24 protein-coding genes are annotated in these 21,560 nt (G+C 66.8%); 12 read left to right on the forward strand and 12 right to left on the reverse strand.

The annotated features are described in order from the left end of the window. Window positions 1-31 precede the first annotated feature (31 nt). The 7 genes from HALXA_RS08895 to HALXA_RS08925 form a co-directional block, all read right to left on the reverse strand. Complete coding sequence (locus HALXA_RS08895; protein WP_013880007.1) at window positions 32-691, reverse strand: helix-turn-helix domain-containing protein; 660 nt, start codon at window positions 689-691, stop codon at window positions 32-34. Window positions 692-986: 295 nt separating this feature from the next. Continuing rightward, entirely contained in the window at window positions 987-1,463 is a 477-nt protein-coding gene (locus HALXA_RS08900; RefSeq protein ID WP_013880008.1) for a universal stress protein, read from the reverse strand. Between the two features lie 144 nt (window positions 1,464-1,607). Further along, window positions 1,608-2,030 carry a nucleoside 2-deoxyribosyltransferase gene (locus tag HALXA_RS08905; protein ID WP_013880009.1) on the reverse strand — a complete coding sequence of 141 codons (423 nt, stop codon included), beginning with the start codon at window positions 2,028-2,030 and terminating at the stop codon, window positions 1,608-1,610. Between the two features lie 51 nt (window positions 2,031-2,081). Then, entirely contained in the window at window positions 2,082-2,771 is a 690-nt protein-coding gene (locus HALXA_RS08910; protein WP_013880010.1) for an HD domain-containing protein, read from the reverse strand. A gap of 78 nt (window positions 2,772-2,849) precedes the next feature. Next, the gene (locus tag HALXA_RS08915; RefSeq protein WP_013880011.1) at window positions 2,850-3,887 is read right to left on the reverse strand and encodes an amidohydrolase family protein; all 1,038 of its coding nucleotides are present in this window, start codon (window positions 3,885-3,887) and stop codon (window positions 2,850-2,852) included. Window positions 3,888-4,002: 115 nt separating this feature from the next. Next, window positions 4,003-5,214 carry an MFS transporter gene (locus HALXA_RS08920; RefSeq protein WP_013880012.1) on the reverse strand — a complete coding sequence of 404 codons (1,212 nt, stop codon included), beginning with the start codon at window positions 5,212-5,214 and terminating at the stop codon, window positions 4,003-4,005. Between the two features lie 116 nt (window positions 5,215-5,330). Continuing rightward, on the reverse strand, window positions 5,331-7,775 hold the full coding sequence (locus HALXA_RS08925) for a cbb3-type cytochrome c oxidase subunit I (protein WP_013880013.1): 2,445 nt from the start codon (window positions 7,773-7,775) through the stop codon (window positions 5,331-5,333). Window positions 7,776-8,028: 253 nt separating this feature from the next. Between HALXA_RS08925 and hisC the strand changes: the two genes are divergently transcribed. The 7 genes from hisC to HALXA_RS08965 all read left to right on the forward strand — a co-directional run bounded on the left by hisC (window position 8,029) and on the right by HALXA_RS08965 (window position 13,001). Next, window positions 8,029-9,183: a histidinol-phosphate transaminase gene (gene hisC, locus HALXA_RS08930; protein WP_013880014.1), complete on the forward strand. Its 1,155-nt coding sequence runs from the start codon at window positions 8,029-8,031 to the stop codon at window positions 9,181-9,183. Then, entirely contained in the window at window positions 9,180-9,716 is a 537-nt protein-coding gene (locus HALXA_RS08935) for an adenylate kinase family protein (protein ID WP_013880015.1), read from the forward strand. Before hisC ends, HALXA_RS08935 begins: the two co-directional genes overlap by 4 nt. Then, window positions 9,713-10,327 carry a CDP-alcohol phosphatidyltransferase family protein gene (locus HALXA_RS08940; RefSeq protein ID WP_013880016.1) on the forward strand — a complete coding sequence of 205 codons (615 nt, stop codon included), beginning with the start codon at window positions 9,713-9,715 and terminating at the stop codon, window positions 10,325-10,327. Before HALXA_RS08935 ends, HALXA_RS08940 begins: the two co-directional genes overlap by 4 nt. A 104-nt stretch (window positions 10,328-10,431) precedes the next feature. Continuing rightward, window positions 10,432-10,983 carry a multiprotein bridging factor aMBF1 gene (locus tag HALXA_RS21030; RefSeq protein WP_083822834.1) on the forward strand — a complete coding sequence of 184 codons (552 nt, stop codon included), beginning with the start codon at window positions 10,432-10,434 and terminating at the stop codon, window positions 10,981-10,983. Window positions 10,984-11,142: 159 nt separating this feature from the next. Next, a complete protein-coding gene (gene tpiA / locus HALXA_RS08955; RefSeq protein WP_013880018.1) occupies window positions 11,143-11,787 on the forward strand; it encodes a triose-phosphate isomerase in 645 nt (214 codons plus the stop codon). 94 nt (window positions 11,788-11,881) lie between these two features. Next, window positions 11,882-12,298 carry a hypothetical protein gene (locus tag HALXA_RS08960; protein WP_013880019.1) on the forward strand — a complete coding sequence of 139 codons (417 nt, stop codon included), beginning with the start codon at window positions 11,882-11,884 and terminating at the stop codon, window positions 12,296-12,298. 40 nt (window positions 12,299-12,338) lie between these two features. Next, window positions 12,339-13,001, forward strand: coding sequence for a toll/interleukin-1 receptor domain-containing protein (locus tag HALXA_RS08965; protein ID WP_013880020.1), 663 nt, complete (start codon window positions 12,339-12,341; stop codon window positions 12,999-13,001). 49 nt (window positions 13,002-13,050) lie between these two features. On the opposite strand, the gene HALXA_RS08970 is transcribed toward HALXA_RS08965, so the two are convergent. Then, on the reverse strand, window positions 13,051-13,788 hold the full coding sequence (locus HALXA_RS08970; RefSeq protein WP_013880021.1) for a J domain-containing protein: 738 nt from the start codon (window positions 13,786-13,788) through the stop codon (window positions 13,051-13,053). Window positions 13,789-13,920: 132 nt separating this feature from the next. On the opposite strand from HALXA_RS08970, the gene HALXA_RS08975 reads away from it, so the two are divergent. From HALXA_RS08975 to HALXA_RS08985, 3 genes are all read left to right on the forward strand, one after another. Then, a complete protein-coding gene (locus HALXA_RS08975; RefSeq protein ID WP_049895439.1) occupies window positions 13,921-14,358 on the forward strand; it encodes a DUF3054 domain-containing protein in 438 nt (145 codons plus the stop codon). 418 nt (window positions 14,359-14,776) lie between these two features. Further along, window positions 14,777-14,992 carry a hypothetical protein gene (locus HALXA_RS08980; RefSeq protein ID WP_013880023.1) on the forward strand — a complete coding sequence of 72 codons (216 nt, stop codon included), beginning with the start codon at window positions 14,777-14,779 and terminating at the stop codon, window positions 14,990-14,992. Between the two features lie 148 nt (window positions 14,993-15,140). Further along, window positions 15,141-16,139 carry an ornithine cyclodeaminase family protein gene (locus HALXA_RS08985; protein WP_013880024.1) on the forward strand — a complete coding sequence of 333 codons (999 nt, stop codon included), beginning with the start codon at window positions 15,141-15,143 and terminating at the stop codon, window positions 16,137-16,139. Between the two features lie 18 nt (window positions 16,140-16,157). Here the strand turns inward: HALXA_RS08985 and HALXA_RS08990 are convergent, their stop codons facing one another. Further along, window positions 16,158-16,634 carry a helix-turn-helix domain-containing protein gene (locus tag HALXA_RS08990; protein ID WP_013880025.1) on the reverse strand — a complete coding sequence of 159 codons (477 nt, stop codon included), beginning with the start codon at window positions 16,632-16,634 and terminating at the stop codon, window positions 16,158-16,160. A 184-nt stretch (window positions 16,635-16,818) separates the two neighbouring features. Continuing rightward, the gene (nirK, locus tag HALXA_RS08995; protein WP_013880026.1) at window positions 16,819-17,928 is read right to left on the reverse strand and encodes a copper-containing nitrite reductase; all 1,110 of its coding nucleotides are present in this window, start codon (window positions 17,926-17,928) and stop codon (window positions 16,819-16,821) included. A 259-nt stretch (window positions 17,929-18,187) separates the two neighbouring features. Here nirK and HALXA_RS09000 point away from each other — a divergent pair, with 259 nt between their 5' ends. After that, on the forward strand, window positions 18,188-19,192 hold the full coding sequence (locus HALXA_RS09000) for a DHH family phosphoesterase (RefSeq protein ID WP_013880027.1): 1,005 nt from the start codon (window positions 18,188-18,190) through the stop codon (window positions 19,190-19,192). A gap of 6 nt (window positions 19,193-19,198) precedes the next feature. Here the strand turns inward: HALXA_RS09000 and HALXA_RS09005 are convergent, their stop codons facing one another. Continuing rightward, a complete protein-coding gene (locus HALXA_RS09005; protein ID WP_013880028.1) occupies window positions 19,199-19,675 on the reverse strand; it encodes an Hsp20/alpha crystallin family protein in 477 nt (158 codons plus the stop codon). A 156-nt stretch (window positions 19,676-19,831) separates the two neighbouring features. Between HALXA_RS09005 and HALXA_RS09010 the strand changes: the two genes are divergently transcribed. After that, a complete protein-coding gene (locus HALXA_RS09010; RefSeq protein ID WP_013880029.1) occupies window positions 19,832-20,512 on the forward strand; it encodes a type 1 glutamine amidotransferase domain-containing protein in 681 nt (226 codons plus the stop codon). Window positions 20,513-20,745: 233 nt separating this feature from the next. On the opposite strand, the gene HALXA_RS09015 is transcribed toward HALXA_RS09010, so the two are convergent. Beyond that, window positions 20,746-21,054, reverse strand: a complete 309-nt coding sequence (locus HALXA_RS09015) for a cyclin (protein WP_013880030.1) — start codon at window positions 21,052-21,054, stop codon at window positions 20,746-20,748. Window positions 21,055-21,560 lie beyond the last annotated feature (506 nt).

The following is a 21,560-nucleotide window of genomic DNA, read 5'->3' on the forward strand; positions in this document are numbered from 1 at the left end:
TGAGTTTGATTTTTGAATAGCTAACCCGTTTTTAGGGGACGGAATGAGATGCTTCGGATAGAGTCCGTTCGAGAACGTGTTTCGTTCCACGACGGAGGCGAGACGCGACGGCTTGCGAGGAGATGTCGAGTTCGTCGCCGAGGTCCGCCAGCGTCACTTCGCGCGGCGACTCGAAGTAGCCGCGGTCGTAGGCGAGTGCCAGCGCTTCTTGCTGGGGGGTAGTCAGGCCGCTTTTCGCTTCCGCCTTCGCCGGCGTGAGCGCGTGGAGTTCCGTTAACGTAATCGGAATGTCCAACTCCCGACAACGGTCTTGGAAGGTCGCAATCGCCCGGCGATCGTCGCCGCGGATCTCGAACGTCCACTGCCGGCTCGTGCCGGTGGCCTTGATGAGTGCGATTTCCGTCTCCGTAAGCGTCTGCAACACGCCGGTGTATTCGACCGTCCACTCGACCCGCAGCAGCGACTCGTCCTCGACGGAATCGACGAATCGGATCTCCTCGACACCCGGATGGTCGGCGAACGCGCTCTCGATGTCGTCGACGGCGGTGCCGCGAACCCAGAAGTACGGGATCACCACGTCCTGGGCCGGGATAATGCGCTCGAGTTCGACCGTCACGTCCGGATGCTTCTCGAACACGCTCCCGAGCGGGAACTCGCCGGACGGTACCGTAAACGTTGCTTCAGACGCCATGTCGGGCCTGTGGGACGCCGGCCCTAAATGCCTAGCATAGATAGTGCCAACCGACAGCATGTCGCTCTCCCGTGCTGAGCGTTCGGTTTTCTGCGCTGATCGCCCCGCAGTCTATACCGCATTCGCACCCTGCGTTCGGCACGACCGACAGAACCTCGGCATCTTCTGACAAAAGCCGACGCCTGTGCGACCATCTGCTGCTACGGGCGAGCGGCGACGCCGAACTGGCACGACTGCCCGTCAAAAGGAGGTTCGATTCTCGTCCCGAGGTAATTCCACCGGCCGCCGGATCCGCCTACTCCACGACGACCTGCGGTTCCCCTTCGGCTTCGTCCGGAACGTCCGGATCGACCTGCACCGTCAACACCGGGACGTCGCAGCGCCGGACGACCCGCTCGGTGACGCTGCCCAGCAGGAGCCGGTCGATGCCGCCGCGGCCGTGCGTGCCCATCACGACGAGGTCGCACTCGCCGGGCGAGGCCTCCTGCACGATGACGCGGCTGGGCGAGCCTTCGAGCACCTTCGTTTCCACGTCGATATCCTCGGGCGCGAGTTCTTCGGCTCGCTCGACGGCCGATCGGCCCTCCTCGCGGAGCGCGTCGCTGATCCCCTCCCACGCGGTCTCCATCGGCAGCCCCCCGTAGCCCGCGGCGTTGACGACGTAGACCGCACGGATCGTCGCGTCGTGGGCTCGCGCGAGGTCGAACGCGTACTCGAGGGCGCGCTCGACCTCCGGCGATCCATCGGTCGGAACGAGAATGCAATCGTACATGGAATATGATAACGATTCGCACTCTGTCTATAATAACGTTGTCGTGGGCCCGACGGAACGTCTGTCGGGGTGATAGGTACGGTCCGACGATCTGACGGGCTGGCGATCGGCCTACCGAACCGCCGGCGGGCCGTACTAAACCGGCTACCGGTGCCGTTGGAGGAACTCCTCGAGCGCGTCCGCCACGTCGGCCGGACGCCGGTACTCGAGGAGTTCGACGGCGTCGTTGCCGCGGACCATGGCGGACAGGTCGTGTTCCGCGTCGGGACGGTAGAGACAGAGGACGGGTTTCTCCCACGCGACCGCGCGGCCGATTTCGTAGCCGACGCCGAGGCTGGGCGTGGTGACCTCGGCGACGACGCCGTCCGCCTGCCGGAGCCAGGCGACGTCCTGATCGTGGATGTCGCCGTCGGTGAGCCCTGCTTCCGCCTCCTTCTCCTCGACGTCCTCGGTGCCGACGTGTTCGGTGAGGACCGTGCCGTGGCGCTCGAGGAGGTCGATGAGTTCGGCGTACAGGTCGACGTCGTCGCGGCCGCCGCGGATGGAGCCGCTGAAGAAGATGTCCATACGCTGGCGTCCGGACTCGAGCAGTATTACTGTGGTCGTCTCGACTACGACTCACCGCTGCGCGCTCCCTTCTGATCCCTCGAGTTCTCGCGCGAACTGTGCGAAGAACTCCTCCATGAACTGCCACCGGGACTCGCCGACGCGGCGGCCGGGCGAGGTGTACAGCGCGTCTAGCCGCTCTCGCGCCCACTCCCGAAGGAGCGTAACGTCCGGTCGATCGGACGACCCCGCGTCGGTCGCTGCGGTCGCTGCGGCGTCGTCGATCACCGCGTACGCTTCGTTCGCCCGTCCCGATCGTTCGCCGACGATACAGGCCAGTCGAACGAGTCCGCGCGCCCCGGCGGCGTCCAGTTTATCCGCGTCGAAGAGCAGTTTCGCCTCGAGCGTCTCCGGCTCCGGCGACGACGCTCGGATGCTGTGAGCGCGGATACAACGTTCGACGGCTGCGATCCGGTCCGCCGACGCGGCCTCGACCTCGCGCTCGAGCCGCGCTTTCGCCTCCGTGGCGCCCCACGCGGCGTGGTCGTCGATTTCGCCGGCTCGCTCGAGCGGCCGGCCCGCGTCGTGGAACCACGCGGCGGCGGCGAGCACGTCCCGATCGACGGGCTCCTCGCACTCGTCGGCCAGTCGCAGCGCCACGTCGTGGACGCGTCCGGCGTGGAACCGATCGTGCGCCGGGAGCGCGTCCGCGTAGTAAGGCAGTGCCAGCGCTCGGGCGCGGGAGCCCAATTCCCGGGTCATGAAGGAATAATAACAGTTGTGTCGGATAGGTGCTGCGACCTCGCTATCCGATGGTGCCGCTAGGTAGTCGACCAGCCGCTACCGCGATTCGGGCTCGAGTACGGTTTCTTTTACGTCGTCGACGCCGGCCCGACGGACGACCGCTCGGACGGGGTCGCGCGCCCCCGCGAGGTTGTTCGTCCCGCCGTCCAGCACCAGCAGGCGGGCCTCCTTGCCGGCCTCGAGCACGCCGTAGTCGAGGTCGGCGATTTCGGCGCCGTTGACGGTGGCCATCCGCAGGATTTCGTCGGCCGTCAGATCCGAGAGCTTCGCGAGGAACTCCATCTCCCGGAACATCGACGGCGAGTTGAGCATCACGTTGTCCGTCCCGAGCGCAAGCGTCGTCAGCTCGTTCAGTTCGGAGTAGGGAGAGAGCCCGACGTCCGTGACGAGGTTCGAGCGCGGACAGACGACGATCGGCACCGGATCGTCCTCGAGGCGCTCGAGGTGGGCCGGCTGCGGGTGGACCATGTGGACGAGGAAGTCCGGCTCGAGATCCAGCGCGGGGTCGATGTCGCTCTCGTCGACCTCGCCCGCGTGGATGCCGAAGGGTTTGCCCGCCTCGCGTGTGGCGGCGCGCTCCTCGTCGAAGGTGTCGTCGTTGGCGCCGCTAGCGCCGAAGCCGTCGCCGGCTTCCATCGCCTCGATGGAGCCGCGGGCGAACGATAGCGCGTCGATCGGCAGGCCGTCCTGGGCGTCCTCGAGCATCTCGACGCCCTCGACGTCGCCCTCGCGGAAGTCCAGGCAGGCGGCCGTGCCGCCCTGTTGCATGAACCGCAGCGAGGTCCGCATCGCGGAGACCAGTTCCTCGCGATCGGCGTTGCGCAGCAGGCGGTGTTTGAGGCCGTCCGGCGGCGCGACCAGTTCCTCGAGGGAGAGGCCGCGGCCGGCCTCCTTCGCGATCGAGTCCCCGATGTGGGTGTGGGCGTTGATGAACGCCGGGAGGATGATGTCGGCCCCGTCGACCGACGCCTCTTCGATAGCCTCGATGCGACCGTCCTCGTCGACGACCAGTCGGCCCTCGACGGGATCGAACTCGCTGCCGCGGAGGATCGTCCCCGTGTACTCCGTCGCCATACGCGAGTGTTCGGGGGCAGTCCCTTCAACGGTTCGGGGTCGGACGCGGGAGACTCGAGTTCGGGCCGGATCCGGTCGGCGTTTTAACTCTGAACGACGGGGGTCCGGCGCTCGGCTACGAGTCGAGCGCTCGCAACGCGGCCCCGGCCAGGACGACGACCAGCGCGCCGCCGGCGAGGATCGCGAGTCCGGGGCCGAACGAGCCGGTCGCGTCCCGGAGCGTGCCGACGAGCACCGGCCCGAGGAAGCCGCCGATCTCGCCGACGGCGAAGATGAAACTCACCGCGGTGCCGGTCAGCCGCGGGCCGATCCCCTCGAGATCCGGCGGGATCGCGCGGACGAGCGGCGAGATGCCGCCGGTGCCGACGCCGGTCGCGACGATCCCGGCGACCGCCAGCGCGCTCGTCCCGCCGACGGTCACGCCCGTGACACCGAGACAGGCGAGTGCGCCGCAGCCGGTCAGCGCGAGCCGCCGCGTCCCGAACCGGTCGGCGAGTTCGGGGACCGAGAGGATGCCGGCGACGTAGGCGCCGATGAGGAGGCTGGTCGCCCGTCCCGCCAGTCCCGCCGAGAGGCCCCGCGACTCGAGGATCGTCGGGAGCCACCCCTGCATGCCGTGGTTGAGCAGCAGGTACATCGTTCCGATCACGACGACCAGTTGCAGTTCGCGGTGGGTGAGCACCAGCCGGAGGTCGCTAGCGATCGACTCGAGGGCGAAGGATACGTCGTCGGCCGCGCCGTCCAGTTCGGTTCGGCGGACGAGGGCGAGCCAGGCAAGCCCGTAGCAGATCGCGACGACGCCGCTCCAGAAGAATAGTGGACGCCAGCCGCCGAGCGCGGGACCGATGACGGGCCGGCCGACGCCGAAGACGAGCGCGGAGCCCGTCGACGCGCCGACGAGGTAGATCGCCGACGGACGGCCGGTCTTCGCGGGCGGAAACAGCACCGAGACGAGCTTCGGGAGCCCGAAGGTGATCGTCGTCGCGCCGACGCCGATCAGGATCGTGCAGGCCAGCAGCGCGGGGAAGTCGGGTGCGACGCTCCGGCCGATCTGTCCCGTCCCGTAGACCAACACGCCGGCGCCGATGATCCGTCCGGGGCCGATTCGATCGACCGCGAGTCCGGTGGCCAGTGCGAGCGGGATGTAGGTCAGCGGCACCGCCCCCGTCAGCACGCCGGCCTGGGTCCCCGTCAACCCCACCTCGGCGATGATCGTCGAGAGGTACGCCGGCAGCGAGAACCAGACGAACATGAGCAGGAGGTAGCTCAGCGTCCCGGCGACGACGAGGGCGTATGCGCGGCGGGACGACCGGGGGTGGCGTTCCATGCGACGTCAGCGTACGCGTACGAGACTCGAGGTGGAAAACGGACGCGATGCGGCAGCGTCGTCCGGCAGCGGCCTACCGACGAAAAAGAGCGGCCCCGGTTCCCGCCACGCGACGGCTACATCAGGTAGAACAGCGGGAACAGGAACACCCACACGATGTCGACGAAGTGCCAGTAGAGCCCGAAGAACTCCACCGGCCGGTGGTCCTCGAGGTAGGCGTCGACGGACGCGACCCGGTAGATCATGAATCCGGCGATGAGCAGCCCGAAGATGACGTGGAGCGCGTGCAGCCCGGTCGTCACGAAATAGACCGAGTCGTGGAGGTTGGTAAACCAGTAGATCCCGTGGGAGAACTCGTAGCTCCACTCCCAGCCCTTCACGCCGAGGAACGTGAGCCCGAGCAGCAGCGTCGCGCCCAGCGACGCGAGGAGGCCCCGCTTGTTCTCGCGTTCGGCCATGACGAGCGCGAGGACGACCGTGAAACTCGAGGTCAGCAACACGTAGGTGTTGATCAGGCCGACGGTCGACGACGGCGGGATCGTCTCCCAGTTCTCCCACCCGGTGTGGAGCCGCAGGAAGACGAACGCGCCGATGGCGGCCCCGAAGACGATCACGTCGGAGGCGATGAAGAACCAGACGCCGAGCTTCGTGGTCCCGACACCGCCGAACGGCCAGCGTTCGGCGATCGCCATATCGGGCGCGTTGAAGCGTTCACGGCCGTACTCGAACAGCGTGTATCCGAGGATCGCCACGCCGAGGACCGCGATCAGCGGATAGGCGATGTTCGGCTCGGCACCGGTCCCGGGGACGGAGTGGCCGCGCGCCTCGGCGAAGTTGACGAGGTACGGCGTGATCCCCGAGAGGCCGAGGAAGAGGACGAAAACGCCGATTCCGATGCCGAACGGCCAGATGCTCGCGTGGTCGGCGTGCTGTTCCTGCTCGACGTCCGCCGTCACGACGCCGCCGTCCGCGGCCGCGTCGTCGACGAACTCGAGGCGGCCGCTCGCGTAGCTCGGCCGGCCGTCCCAGTTCTCGAGCGGCGGCGGCGAGGGGATTGCCCACTCGGCCGTCCGGGAGAACTTCCAGGGATTGTTCGGCGCCGTGGGGCCGGTAAACCAGCTCTTCCCGAGCGTGTAGAACGTAAGCAGGAACGAGAGCGCGAAGACGAACGCGCCGACCGTCGCGGATTGATGGTAGAGCTGGTAGCTCTCGGGGTACTCGAAGACGCGGCGGGGCGTCTCCCAGGCGAGGAACATCGGGAAGTACAGCAGGTTGAAGCCGACGAAGTAAATCGCGAAGCTGAGTTTGCCCAACGTTTCGTCGTACATCTTGCCGCTTAACTTCGGCCACCAGTAGTAGAGCCCGCCGACGAGAGCCGTGACGCCCGAGACCATCACGTAGTGGAAGTGCGCGACGACCCAGTAGGTGCCGCGGAACTCGTAGTCGAGCACGACCGCCCCGAGGAAAACCCCGGTAATTCCCCCGAGAATGAACAGGACGAGCGCACCCATGGCGTACAGGAACGGCGTCGTGAACCGAACGCGGCCCTTCACCATCGTATAGATCAGCGAGAAGACCATCAGGTCGAACGGCAACGAAATCCCGATGGTCGTCGCCATGTAGAGCGTCTTGATCTCGAGGTTGATGGTCGTCAGGAACATGTGGTGCATCCAGACGAGGAACGACTGGACTGCCACGAGGACCATCGCGATGATGACCCACTTGCGGCCGACCAGCCGGCGACCGGTGAACGTCTGGAACGTCTCGAACATGATCCCCAGCGCGGGGAAGAAGACGATGTAGACCTCCGGATGGCCGAAGAACCAGAACAGGTGCGCCCACAGGAGACTCGAGCCCTCGTCGGTGGCCATGTACTGCGTGAGCAGCAGTCGGTCGCTCAGTTGGAGCAACAGGGCGGCGAGCAGCGCGGAGAACGCGAACAGCATCATCCAGACGGTCAGCAGCCACGACCAGGTGAAAAGCGGCATGTTCCAGAGGCCGAGCCCCTCGGCGCGCGAGCGGTGGATCGTCGTGAGGAAGTTCACCGTCCCGATAGTGACCGAGAGGACGAACAGGATCGTCGCGAGGATAGCCGCGTTGCCGCCGATGGCGGCCTCCATCGCCGTCGTGTACATCGGGACGTTCAGCGGCGCGTACATCGTCCAGCCGCCGGCGAACGTGTGGCCCTGGAAGTACGAGATCGCGAACAGCACTCCGGAAAAGAGGTAGAACCAGTAGCTCATCGCGTTCAACCGCGGGAACGCGAGATCGTTCGCCCCGATCTGGAGGGGCACGAAGTAGTTCGCGAAGCCGGTCGCGATCGGCGAGAGGAACCAGAACACCATCAGCAATCCGTGGCTCGTCACGGCCTGGTTGTACTCCATGCCGTCCAGAATCCCGAGTCCGCCGGGCTGCCAGAGTTGGACCCGGAACAGCAGCGCCATGATGCCGCCGAACAGCAAGAAAAACAGCGCCGTCACTATGTAGAGGATGCCGACGTCCTTGTGGTTGGTCGTGACTAGCCACCGCTTGAGTGTCGTTCGTGGGGGGAGCTCGCTCATTTGTCCGTCGGTTCAGGTTGTTCGGTTGATCGTGCGCCACTCCGCGCGAATTCTGACGGCAGTTCGACGGTTTCGGATGCTACCGTCCGCCACAGCGTCATGGAGTGTTCTCACTGCTGCCGGTATGAATGTGTCCAGCGCATATGCAAGGCGGGCGGCGGTGCCCCGAGGTTGGTCAGGACCGCTGATCGACGCCACGACCGCGCCGGGACAGGTAAGCACGCTTAAGAGCCGCGACGGACTGGGTTGGCGTATGCAACCGCGCGACCTGTCCGATCACGTCGCATACGAGGCGGGTCGAGGCATCGAGGAGGTCGCCCGGGAACTCGACCGGGACCCCTCGGAGTTCGTCAAACTCGCCTCGAACGAGAACCCGCACGGGCCCTCGCCGGCGGCCGCCGTGGCCATCCGCGAGGCCGCCTCGAGCGTCAGTTCCTATCCGAAGGCCGCCCACGCCGACCTCACGGAGGCGGTCGCCGAGCGGTGGGACGTCGCCGACGAGCAGGTCTGGCTCGCCAACGGCGGCGACGGGGCCCTCGACTACCTCCACCGGGCGATGCTCGAGCCCGACGACGCCGTCCTCGTCCCCGAACCGGGCTTCGCCTACTACGGGATGAGCGCCCGGTACCACCACGGCGACGTCCGCGAGTACGAGCTCTCGAAGGCCGACGACTTCGCCCAGGACGCCGACGCCGTTCTCGAGCACTACGACGCCGACCGGGATCGGATCGTCTTCCTGACCAGCCCGCACAACCCGTCGGGGTCGACGATTCCGCTCGAGGAAGTCGAGCGGCTGGCCGACGAGACGAGCGACGAGACGCTGATCGTCGTCGACGAGGCCTACGGCGAGTTCGCCGACCGTGACAGCGCCCTCGCGCTGATCGAGGGCCGAGACGGGTTCGACGCCCGCGACGACGTCGCCATCTTGCGAACGTTCTCGAAGGCCTACGGGCTGGCCGGCGTGCGACTCGGCTACGCCGTCGTCCCCGAGGAGTGGGCCGACGCCTACGCCCGCGTGAACACCCCCTTCGCCGCCAGCGAAATCGCCTGCCGGGCCGGACTGGCAGCCATCGACGACGAGGAACACGTCGAGCGGACCGTCGAGACGGCCCGCGACGCCCGCGCGTACATGCGCGAATACATCGATGCTCACGTCTGGGACAGCGAGGGCAACTTCGTCCTCGTCGAGGTCGGCGACGCTGCGGCGGTCGCCGAGGAGATGCAACGGCGCGGCGTCATCGTCCGGGACTGCTCGAGCTTCGGTCTGCCGGGCTGTATCCGGATTACCTGCGGCACCGAGGAGGAAACCGAGCGCGCCGTCGAGACGTGCAACGCGGTGCTCGCGGATTTAGACGTCGAGCCGGATGCCGGCGACGCGACCACCGAAGCGGAGGTGCCCGACACGTGAGGGTTGCCATCACGGGAACGCCCGGCACCGGAAAGACGACCGCGACCGAACTGCTCGAGGAGCGACTCGCCGAGGACGACTCCCTGCCCGACCTCGAGGTGGTACACCTCAACCGGGTCCTCGAGGACGAAGGGCTCTACACCGAGGTCGATGCCGACAGAGAGAGCAAGATCGCCGACCTCGATGCGCTCGCCGACTGGCTCGAGGATCGGGACGAGGCCGTGATCGAATCGCACCTCGCGCACCACTTCGACGCCGACCGCGTGGCCGTCCTCCGCTGCGAGCCGGCGGCGCTCGAGGAGCGCCTGCTCGAGCGGGGGGAAACCGAAGCCAAAGCGCGGGAGAACGCCGAGAGCGAGGCGCTCGACGTCATCCTCTCGGAGGCCGCCGAGCAGCACGGCCTCGAGTCGATCTACGAGGTCGACACGACCGACCGCGAGCCCGAGGACGTGGCGGACGCGCTCGAGGCGGTCGTCACTGGAGAGCGGGAACCGAGCGCCGGCGAGGTCGACTTCGTGGGGTATCTCGGATGACGCTCGATCAGCTTCGGCCGTACGTCTCGCGGTTTCTGGACCCGTTCGTGCGGGGATTCGACCGAATCGGCCTGACGCCCGACGGGGTGAGCGTCATCGCGTTCGGGATGGCAGTCCTGGCCGCCGTCGCCTTCTTCTTGGGCGGGCACGCGTCGCCGGTCTGGTACGTCGTCGCGGCGGCGCTGGTCTTCCTGAACGGCTGGCTGGACATCGTCGACGGCGCCTTGGCCCGCGAGCAGGAGAGCGCTTCCTCGGCGGGGGACCTGCTGGATCACGTCCTCGATCGCTACGCCGACATCGTCGTCATCGCCGGGCTCGCGGCGGGCATCGAGCACTACCTGCTCGGCTTTCTCGCGGTCACCGGGGTCGTGATGACCTCGTACCTGGGGACCCAGGCCCAGGCGGTCGGCCTCGACCGCGTCTACGGCGGGCTCGTCGGTCGCGCGGACCGGTTGGCGATCATCGGGGTCGTCGGCTTCCTCGCCTACCCGCTCGAGGGCGCGGCCCCCGCCGGGCTCACGATCGTCGGCTGGCTGCTGGTCTTCCTCGCGGTCGTCGGCCACCTGACCGCGCTCCAGCGGTTTGCCTACTCCTGGTCGGCGCTCGACTGAGCGGCCCTGCAATCGCGATCGGGGTCCACGCGGGGCCGCGCCGCCGTTTTTTCGAGCCAGGGAACGCCGCATGCTTTATAGCTCGCCGGGCTATAGCTACTCCCATGGTTCAGTGCGAGATGTGTGGCGCCGAGACGTCGTCTCCGAAGACCATCAAAGTCGAGGGCGCGAAGCTCGACGTGTGCGCCGACTGCACCGACTTCGGCACTGAAGTCAGGCAGACCTCGAGCTCCGGCTCGTCGACGAAGTACTCGACCGGCTCGAGTTCGTCCTCCTCGTCTTCCAGTTCCGGGGACAGTTCGTCGACCGGTGGCACCGGTTCCAGCTCCTCCAGTTCCTCGAGTCAGCGCCGGTCGGACATGTTCGACGACATGGACGAGCTCGCGACCGACTACGACGAGCGCGTCCGGACGGCCCGCGAGCAGAAGGGGCTCAGCCAGTCCGACCTCGCGAACGAGCTCAACGAGAAGGCGAGTCTCATCCGCAAGATCGAGCGCGGCGACACCCTTCCGAGCGACCGCGTCCAGTCGAAGCTCGAGCGGTTCCTCGAGATCGACCTGAGCGCCGAGGGCAGTTCCGGCGACGATTCGGAGTGGTCGGGCGGCTCCTCGTCGGGGAGTTACACGCTCGGCGACGTCGTCAAGCGGAAGGACTGAGGCCGCTACGCGTAGCCGGCGGCTGCTAAGCGGCGTCGACTGACAGCGGGCGGCTACAGACTCGTAACCCGAGACCCGCGACTCGAGGAGCGCGCCGATATGCGACCGGCACAGTGACGACTCGCAAGCTATTTCTTACCGGCGACTGCCGTTGCAGGTATGTTCGTTCTCGTTAACCTGAAGACCTACCCCTGCGACCCGCTCGAGGTTGCAGCGGCGGTCCGCGACGTCGACGAAGAAACCGACGCGCGCATCGCGGTCGCGCCGCAGGCGGCCCACCTCGAGCGCGTCGCCGAGACGGGCGCCGAGACGTGGGCCCAGCACGTCGATCCGATCGACTACGGCAGCAACACCGGCCACACCCTCGCGGAGACGGTCGCCGACGCCGGCGCCGACGGGACGCTGATCAACCACTCCGAACAGCGGCTGAAACTCGCCGACATCGACGGTGCAGTTCGGGCGGCCCAGCGGGCCGACCTCGAGACGATCGTCTGCGCGAACAACCCCGCACAGATCGGCGCGGCCGCCGCGCTCGGGCCGGACGCCGTCGCCGTCGAGCCGCCGGAACTCATCGGGACCGGGACGCCGGTCAGCCAGGCCGACCCCGATATCGTCGAGGACGCCGTCGACGCCGCGGCGAACGTCGACGACGACGTGGACGTCCTCTGTGGCGCCGGGATCAGCACCGGCGACGACGTCGTCGCTGCGAGCGACCTCGGCGCCGAGGGCGTTCTACTCGCCAGCGGCGTCGCGAAGGCCGACGACCCGCGGGCGGCGCTCGAGGACCTCGTCGACCCGCTCTGATCGGCGACGTCCGTTCGCCGCTCCGCCGACTCGGCGGCGCTGCACGAGGTGTGGTAACCGACCACTTTTCTCTCCGCTCGTCGAACTGCCCGTTATGACCGAGTCCGACGCCGGGTCCGACGAGCGACCGGTCGGAGTGGCGCTCGAGAACCGACTGATGAGCCACGGCATCTACGTGAACGAGGTGGAGCGACTCGCGGACGAACACGAGCCGGACGGCGAGCCGATCGCCGCCGGGGACGGCACCGACGTCCGCCTCGAGTACGAGACCATCGCCGAGGTCGACGTCGTCACGAGCGACGAGGTCGGCGCCGTCGTCCGCACACTCCTCGAGATCGCCGACGAACGCGAGTGGACGCCGGGACAGCTCGAGGTCACGTCGCTGACGACCGACGGCGACCTGCGGGGCCGCTGGCACGTCGAGGGCGAGTGGTTCGACCGCCTCGGCGACGACCTCTCGGAACTCGAGTTCTCCGAGCGGGTCCTCGAGACGATCGAGTCGCCTCGCTGAACGGATAGATTAATGCTAACTGCGGCGCGTCTCGGAGACGATGACCCGGGAGCAGCTGTACGTCTCGCACGCACCCGGCGACCTCGAACTCGTCCGAGAGCTGTTCTCGACCGTCGAGAACTTCCCGATCGGGGTTCACATCGCCGCGGAGGAGGCCGACTCCGGTCGCGCCCGGACGCGGCTCGCGGGACGGATCGCGAACAGCGACCTCGTCGTCGCGGTGCTGACCGAGCGATCGGCGACCGATCGGTGGATCAATCAGGAGATCGGCTACGCGCGGGCGAAGGGCATTCCGGTGTTGCCCCTGTCCGACCGCGACGTCCGCCACGGCGGGTACATCGACGACGTCGACGGCGTGACGATCGATCGCAGCGATCTACCCGCGACCGTCTTCGAGTTGCTCTGCCAGCTCCGCCGCGAACTCTCGCCGCTGGGCGCCCTGTCCGTGCCGAACTGGTACGTTCGGTTTCCGTGTACGGTCTCCGACTGCGACCGGCCGGTGACCCTCGAAATCGAGCACGAGCAGTCGAAACTCTGGAAGCTCCACCGACGCGGCCGCCGGCTCTCGGCGGACTGCGAGGGGTGCGGCTCGCGCTACTACTTCGATCCGGGGACGATCGGCTTCGTCGGGCGCGGTGAGCCCGACTCCACGGGCGGATCCGAAGCCGGATCGAACTCGAGGTCGTCGGAAGGGCGCCGGTAACGCAGGCGATTCGCTGCGAGACGAGAAATCGACGGGAGGGAACCGACCGCTACTGACCGCTCGCGTCGCGGCGAAGTCGTTCGTAGGCGTCCGTCACGAGTTGGAACGCCGATCGGCTCCCGCTCTTTCGGTCCGGATGGGCGCGCTTGACCTGCTGGTGGTACGCGGCCCGAATCTCGGCGAGGGTGGCGTCGGATTCGACGCCGAGCACGTCCCGCGCTCGTGACGCGCGCATTTCGACGTCTTTGATGATACCGTCGGCCTCCGCGTTCTCCTTGCAGGCTCGGCACAGTCGCTCGGTCCGGCCGTCGACGGTCGTCACGCGGAACGGTTCGGTCGCGATCGGGTCGGTACACTGGCTACAGCGAGCCGGTTCGTCGTCACCGTCGTCGACCCGCCCGCCGTCGGCCTCGGCGTCAGCGGTGGCAGCGCCGGCAGCCCTGTCGTTGGCACTATTGCCGTTGCCGCCGGCCGTTTCCCCCGTCTCGGAATCGCCGGACGGCGCTTCCGCCGCACACGACGGACAGCAGGAGATAACGGCCCCGTCGGGCAGCCGGACGTCCTCGAGTTCGGCCTCGAGGAAACTCCCGCGACAGCCGTCGCAGGCGGCGCGTCGCTGGTCGAGCGTCGCTTCGCCGTCGGCGGCGGCGTCGGTCACCGCTCGAGCGTGCGGCGCACACTGCGGACAGCAGGTCACCTGCTCGCCGTTCGGCATCGCCACCGTCGCCGCCTCTTCGGAGGGGATCGAGCGACCGCACCCGTCACAGCCAGTTTCACCCGCGGCCATCGGGCGCGTAATTTGGACGGTCCCGTCTTAGTTCTGCCGCTGTCATGTTTCGATCGGACCGTAATCGGTGGGTGGACCCTCGAAACGCTCCGGAACCGGGACACCAATATGGTCGCGGTCCCGACCTCCGATATGGACACGGGAGTACGAGCGGAGGGCGCGGGCGGCACCGCCGATCGGACGACGCTGTTGCTGGCCGTCGGCGACGTCGTCTTTCTCGCCGGTCTCGTCCTCGTCGGCCAACTCAGCCACGGCGTCACGCCGATCGAACAGCCCGTCGCGGCCCTCGAGACGGTCGCGCCGTTCGTTCTCGGCTGGCTGCTCGTCGCAGCGATCGCGGGACTCTACACGAACGCGGGCGCCGTCGCGACGTCGGTCCCGCGAACGGCCCGCACCACGGCGGTCACCTGGATCGCAGCGGCGAACGTGGGCTTTATCCTGCGCAACGGGCTCTTCGGCGAGAGCACACTGTGGCCGTTCCCGCTGGTGATGACCGGCTTCGGCCTGCTCGTTCTCGTCGGCTGGCGGGTCGGCTACGCGGTTTTCGCCGACTCGAGCGGCCGACCATAAGCGGCCATCTCCGCGGGGATCGACCGTATCACCCCATGCGATTGCGTTCGATCTCGATTTTCACTTTTCGGACAAACGTGGGATCTGTCAGTTCTGCTATCGTCCTCGGCTTCGAACTGTAAACGCCCCGGACTACAGCCACGAATAATAATTATCGACTCTCGTGGACTGTATCGTACCTTTCGTTCTCCAAGGTCGCTCCTTTCACGCGATTCCGAGGGGATACTGTAGTTTCACAAATATTATACTATATACAGAAACCCGATTTTGCTGTAAAATCCAGCACAGTCCAGTCACTCGATAACCATCTCATAAGTTATGAGAATCTAGCGGGTAGAATACGAATTAGAAACGGATCTGGTATCGACCGATTATGGGAAACACTTATATGCCTATTTGCCATAGTATAGGATAGATTATGACTGGATACTACGACATTGTTCTTGGCCTCATCCCAGTCGCACTGCTCGGTATCACCGCCGCCCTGTCGCTCGTGGGACTCTCATTCACGGCAGCGGTACCGATCGGCGCGTTCGTCTCGATGGGAATTATCGGCCATGCAATGTTCGTCAATACGCCGTCCGACGGCGCCGACGAGGCTCGGTCCGCACGGCCGCCGATCAACGCGGACTAAATCCAGTCACGCTCTCGCTTTCTCGATTTTCTCGTCGTTTCGTTCCGGTTCGTCTCGCTTCGTTCCCACCTCGTTCTCACCCGTTCGACCCCATCCGTAGTGGCCGGTGTCGTCAGCTTTTCCCTGATTGCGTTCGTTAGTGTCGCCGATGACCGACGCGCTATTTCTCACCAGTAGCGACGTAACGGAACTTGCGACGCCAGCCGACTATGTCGACGCCGTCCGCGACGGCTACCGACAACGCGGCGAGGGCGCACCCGCCCAGCCCCGCTCGAAGTTCTTCCGGAGCGAGCCGGCCGGGATGCTCACCAGCTACGCCGCCGTGCTCCCCGACACGGGTGCGATGGGCGGCTACATGTACAGCGCCGGCTTCGGGGCCGAAGACGCCTGGTTCATGACGCCGCTGTTCGACGCCGAGAGCGGCGAACCGCTCGCGCTGCTGGACGGCGCGAGCATGAACCCGTTCAAAACCGGCGCGGCCGGCGCCGTCGGCGTCGACGCGCTCGCTCGCGAGGACACCGACACCCTCGGGATCATCGGCACCGGCGCGCAGGCTCGCGGCCAACTCTGGGCGACGGCGACGGTGCGGGAGTTTACCGACGTCCGCGTCTACTCGCCGACGCCCGAAAGCCGCGAGGCGTTCGCCGCCGACTTCGACGACCGACTCGAGGCTGACGTCCGGGCGGTCGACTCGAGCGAGGCGGCCGTCACCGGCGCGGACGTCGTCGTCACGGCGACGACCGCGAGCGAGCCGGTGTTCGACGGGGCGGCTCTCGAGCCCGGAACGCACGTGACGGCGATGGGGCAGTACAACCCCGAGAAGCGCGAACTGGATACGACGACGATCGAGCGCGCGACCTACGTGCCGGACCTCCGCGAGCGAGCGACGTTCGACGCCGGCTCCTTCATCGCGGCCCTCGAGGACGGCGTCGTCACCGAAGACCACGTCCACGCGGAACTGGGCGAGATCGTCGCGGGCGAGGCGCCCGGCCGGACGAGCGACGATGAGATCACGGTGTTCGACAGCGGCGGCACGGGGATCGAGACGGTCGCCGGCGCGCACCTGCTCTACGAGCGGGCGCTCGAGGAGGGCGTCGGCACCGAGATCGAGTTCGCGCCGGCGAGCGAGGCGCTGACCGGAGAATAATCGAAGATCGGTCGGCGGCTACCGCTCCCCCGGATCTGGTTCGGCGACCGGTTCGCGGTCGGTGCCGGTTGCCCCCGGTTCGGCGTCCGAACCCGAACCCGAACCTGAACCCGAACCCGAGCTCGAGTCCGCGGCCGACTCGCGAGCCGCCTCGACAACCGCCTGGATAAGCGTCGATTCGGCCGCCCGGAGCCGCTGTGAGACGGCCGATTTCGAGATCGAAAGCACCGTCGCGAGCGTCTCGAGGTCGACTCGCCGCGGACGGTCGAAGTAGCCCAACTCGCCGGCTAACTCGAGGGCTTCCCACTGTTTCGGCGTCACCTCGCCGACGTCGATTCGAAGCACCGGCGGCCGACGGTTCGGATTCGATTCGGCGTCCTCGACGACGCGGGCGTCCAGAACGTCGTCCACGCATTCGACGAGCCGCTCGATGGAGTCGTCGTCCGTGATCGCCACTGTGACGCGGATGCGGTCGCCGCCGGTGTCGTCGTTCATTGGAATCCACCGCGTTGACTGTGATCGTGGTCGTGGTTGGCCATCGGGCTCGCTCGCCTACCGGAGACTTGGCCGTGACGTCGCTTTTCGGCTCGCATCGTTCCGACCGCGCTGGAAACGGGTGTCGTTCACCCGCCGTACGACGGTTTTTGACGGAGTCTCGTCGCGGACTCGGAGCGCCCCGTCACGGATTCGGATCGTAGACCTCGGGCTGTTCCTCGCCCTCGACGTCGATGACGGCCAGCGCCCCGCGCCGCCCCGCTCGCGTGAGCGCGTGGTCGACGATTTTGACCGGCCCGGGCACGGGGAACTCCATCTCGGCCGCGGCGGTCGTTCCGGGTGCGACGGGCGCGGTTTCGATGTTGCGATCGGGCTCGGTCAGGAGGTCGCCGTCGCGGTAGAAGCGGCTCCAGACGTTGCCGATCGGGTGCCACGAACTCAGAAGGTTCGGGCCGCCGTTGGCGAAGTAAACGCGGGCGGTCTCGCCGACTTCGGCGTGCATCGGGCCGACGCCGTCTTCGGTGAAGCCGTAGGCCTGGCCGTTGAAGACGACGTAGGTCGGCTGTTCGGCGAGCATGGCGTCGAAGTCGAAGCCGTGGTGCCCTTCCTCGCCGAGGCCGCCGTCGGTGTAGATCTCGTGCTGTCCCAGGTAGTACTCGCGGTCGACTTCGGGGAGCCCGTCTTCGGGCTCGACGAGGATCGAGCCGAACATGCCAGAACTGATGTGCTGGTCCATGTTCGGGATCGCGCAGTGGTAGATGAACACGCCGGCGTACTCGGCGGTGAAGCTGATCTGCGCCGGATCGTCGCCGGGGGCGATCGTCGTCGCGTCGGCGCCGCCGCCGGGGCCGTAGACCGCGTGGAAGTCCATGTTGTGGGCCTCGAGATTTATCTCATCGGGAACGTCGAAGGTGAGGTTCACCCGGTCGCCCTGACGGACCCGGACCATCGGCCCGGGGACCTGCCCCTCGAAGGTCATGTAGTCGAACGTGACGCCGGGTTCGATTTCCGCGGTCAGCCGCTCAGTTTCGATCGTGATGTCGTGCTCGCGGGGCTTCGCCCAGTCGACCGGGGCCGGGATATCGGTCGGATCGCGGGCGATCCGGTCGACGTCGATGCTCGCCGCCGCCGTCGAACTCGCCTCGGTTGCGGTTTCGGTGTCGTCGCTCGTCGATCGGTCGTCACCGTCGCCGTCCGAACCGGAACCGAGACAGCCGGCGACCGCCAGCGCCGTCGCCGAACCGGCCGTTTGCAGGAACCGTCGTCGGGATCGGGGTTGGGTACGTCGGGTCATCGTCTGCCATCGAATCCTCGATTGGTTTGACTATTGAATCGGGACGCGCGTTTCTCCGGCGTGAGAAGCGTTCTTGAGGGGTTCAGCCCCGTTACCTCCCGCTGAGAACGCCGCCGAAGATGTTCCGAAATGATATATAAATCGATACGACGATCGTCCGAGCACAGCGGAGCCACTCCTGTTGCCGTCGCGGCGGTCGTCGTATCGCCTCCCTGAGAGGCGACGCGGGATTCAAGCGTCTCGTCGTCGTACACCGGGTATGTCCCGTGCGGCCGAGCTCGCGTCCGTCCTCGAGACGGCCGACTCGCTGGCGATCGTTTGTCACGACAATCCCGATCCGGACTGCCTCGCTAGCGCGCTCGCGCTCGAGGCCATCGCCGTAAAACAGGACGTCGACGACGTGACGATCGTCTACGGCGGCGAGATCTCCCACCAGCAGAATCGCGCGTTCGTCAACATGCTCGACATCTCCCTGGAGCCGGTCGAGGACGCGGCGATCGACGACTACGGCTGCATCGGCTTCGTCGATCACGCGCGACCCGGGGCGAACACGCAGCTTTCCGACGACATCACGCCGGACATCGTCGTCGATCACCACCCGGGCGATCCGGGAGACGCCCGCTTTACCGACGTCCGGACGCGGTACGGCGCGACCGCGACGATCTTCGTCGAATACCTGGGGGAACTCGGCGTCGAACCCACGACGCGACTCGCCTCCGCGCTGCTGTTCGCCCTCCACCGCGAGCGCCTGGACTTCGTCCGCGAGCCGACCCGCCGCGAGTACGAGGCCGCGCTCGCCGTCTACCCGAACGCGGATCTCGAGACGCTCGAGCAGCTGTACGGCAGCGCGTTCTCGCCGGGGACGATCGACGCCATCGGGCGAGCGATCGCGACCCGCGAACGGCGGGGATCGTCGCTCGTGGCGAGCGTCGGCAAGACGGCCGAGACCGACGCGCTCCCGCAGGCGGCGGACTACCTGCTCAATCTCGAGGGCGTGGATACGGTGCTCGTCTACGGCATCGTCGACGACGCGATCCGGCTGAGCGGCCGCTCGATCGATCCGCGCGTCCACATGGGCGAGACGCTCGAGGACGGGTTCGACGGGCTCGGCGCGGTCGGCGGCCACCACGACATGGCCGGCGGCCGAATCCAGTTGGGGCTGTTCGCCGACGAGGCCGGCGACGACGAGGAGTTACTCGAGTTTATCGGCGGACGGCTGACCCGGCGGTTCTTCGACGCGCTGAATCTCGACGGTGACGGATGAGAGCAATTAGTCGATGTCGATCGACGTCGACTCGTCCGAGGGCTCGCGCTTCGGCAGTCGGACCGTCAGAATGCCGTTGTTGACCGTCGCGCTGACGTCGTCGACCTCGACGGGGTCGGGAAGCTGTAGCTGTCGGTTGAACGACTGTACCGCCCGTTCGCGGCGGATGTACTGTTCGTCGGCCCCGCCCTGTTCCGCTTCGTGCTCGCGTTCGCCTCTGATCGATAACGTCTCGCCGGAGAGGCGGATCTCGAGGTCCTCGGTGTCGTAGCCGGGAACGTCGACGGTGACGACGAACTCGCTGCCCTCGTCGGCGAGGTCGAGGCTCGGCGACGACTGCGTCATCGAGAAGTCGAACCGGCTTCGACCTCCGTCCCGGACGTCCATCTCAGTCTCCCACGAGCGCGCGGCCGTCTCGAGTTGCCGGGAGAGTCGCTCGAACAGTTCCGTGATGCTGTCGAAAGGGTCCGATCGATCTGGCATGGTAGCACTTAGCGTCCCTACGCGGGCAGCGGCGAAAAAGACTGTTCGCGATCGCCCTGACGATCACCGTCTCGAACAGGTTATCCGCCCGGATTGCGGCAGAATCGAGGGGTGGGCTGGACGTTTTTAGGCTGCTTCCCCTAGGGCCGAACACGCATGACTGACGCACTGTTCGTCGTCAGCGAAGAGGGGTACTGGGGAGAGGAATGCGTCGAACCGCTCGAGACGCTCTCGGCGGCGGGCGTCGAGATCACGGTCGCCACGCCGTCGGGCAACCCGCCGAAGATCGACGAGCGCTCGATCGATCCCGAGGAGGTCGGCGAGGAGACCGCCGAGCACATCCAGGAGGTCCACGAGACCGACGAGCGCCTGAACGATCCGATCCCGACCGCGCAGGCCGACGCCGAGGGGTACGACGTCGTCGTCTTCCCCGGCGGCCACGGCACCGAGTGGGACGTCAACCAGGACCACGACGCGCGGCGACTCCTGCGGGACGCCGTCGAGGGCGACGACGGCAAGGCGCTGGTCGTCTGCCACGCCGTCGGCATCCTCGCGTTCACCCGCGACAGCCACGGCGCGTTCCTCGTCAACGGCCGCGACGTGACCGGCTTCCCCAACGAGTGGGAGGAAGGCATCGTCGACGAGAACGACCTGATGCCCAGCGGGCGAAAGCTTCCCTACTGGGTCGAAGACGAGGTCGAAGCCGCCGGCGGCAACTGGGACGCCGAACTCGAGCAGGATACGAGCGTCACCGTCGACGGCGACCTGCTCACCGCCCGCGGCCCCGAATCCTCGAGCGCGGCGGCGCAGACGCTGCTCGAGGAACTCGGGCTCTAACGGCGCTCGGGGGCAAGGCACAGTTCCATCGATATCGAACGTTCGCGAACGATCCACACGCTACCAACTGATTCGTCCGGAGTCCCGGATCGCTCTTCTGTCATCGAATCCGGTGATTACGAGCGAAACGGCGTCACTACTCGATGCCTACACGGCGTTACCGGGGAAACGGTTATGAAGCTCGATTAGATTCGGCTCCCGAACTGCGCTTTCTCTCCCTCGGGTCCGACCGGTCACCAGCCCGGCGGCTCGAGGCCCGCCGTCTCGAGTCGACCCTTCCAGTGTTGTTGAATGGACAGCCGGGAGACGTCCGCGGCGTCGGCGACCGCGCCCTGCGTTCGACCGTCGCCGGCGACGAGCGAGCCGGCGTAGACGCTCGCGGCCAGCATCGCGCGTTTGGAGCGGTCGTCGTCGGGCACGTCCGCGAGAAAGAGATCGACCGCACACGACCGCGCCTCGGTCGACAGCTCCAGCCGCTCGGCGACCTGCTCGAGTTCCTCGAGCCACGGTTCGTACTCGATCCGATCCCGGGCGCTGTGCATACGACGCGGTACCGTCCCCACCGGCATAAGTCCGCGGTGTGGGTCTCGAGTCGGCCGCTTCGATCGTGACAGGATCGCGCTCGTCGCCGCGACGTCGCAAGCTCGTATCGCCACCGACAATTTCGGCACCGACTCGCCGGCACAGCCGTTCCATCAATCGCCCATCAAACGATCGCGTACTGTTCGTCGTAAAGACCGCTTTTACCGGGCGTCCGGTCGCAACTGGCGATTCTCCGTGAGGAGTCACGGAGTAACGCCGCGAGAAGGACCCGGTAACCCCGGTGAAACGGCGACCAGAGCCGTCCTTTCGCCGCAGAATGGCCGAATCAATCCACCGGGAAATAACGTCGTCCGTTTCCCCCCGAAATCGTTCCATGTCGCCGCAAGACGGTGCTACTCCCGCCAACGTTCAGCTAGTAACGAGTCGGTGAATCGGCCGTTCTTCCTTCGTTTCACTAGGAGACGACTACTAAAGCCCGACAGGACCGAACCGCCGTCTACCGCCG

The organism is Halopiger xanaduensis SH-6, assembly GCF_000217715.1.
Lineage (GTDB): Archaea > Halobacteriota > Halobacteria > Halobacteriales > Natrialbaceae > Halopiger > Halopiger xanaduensis.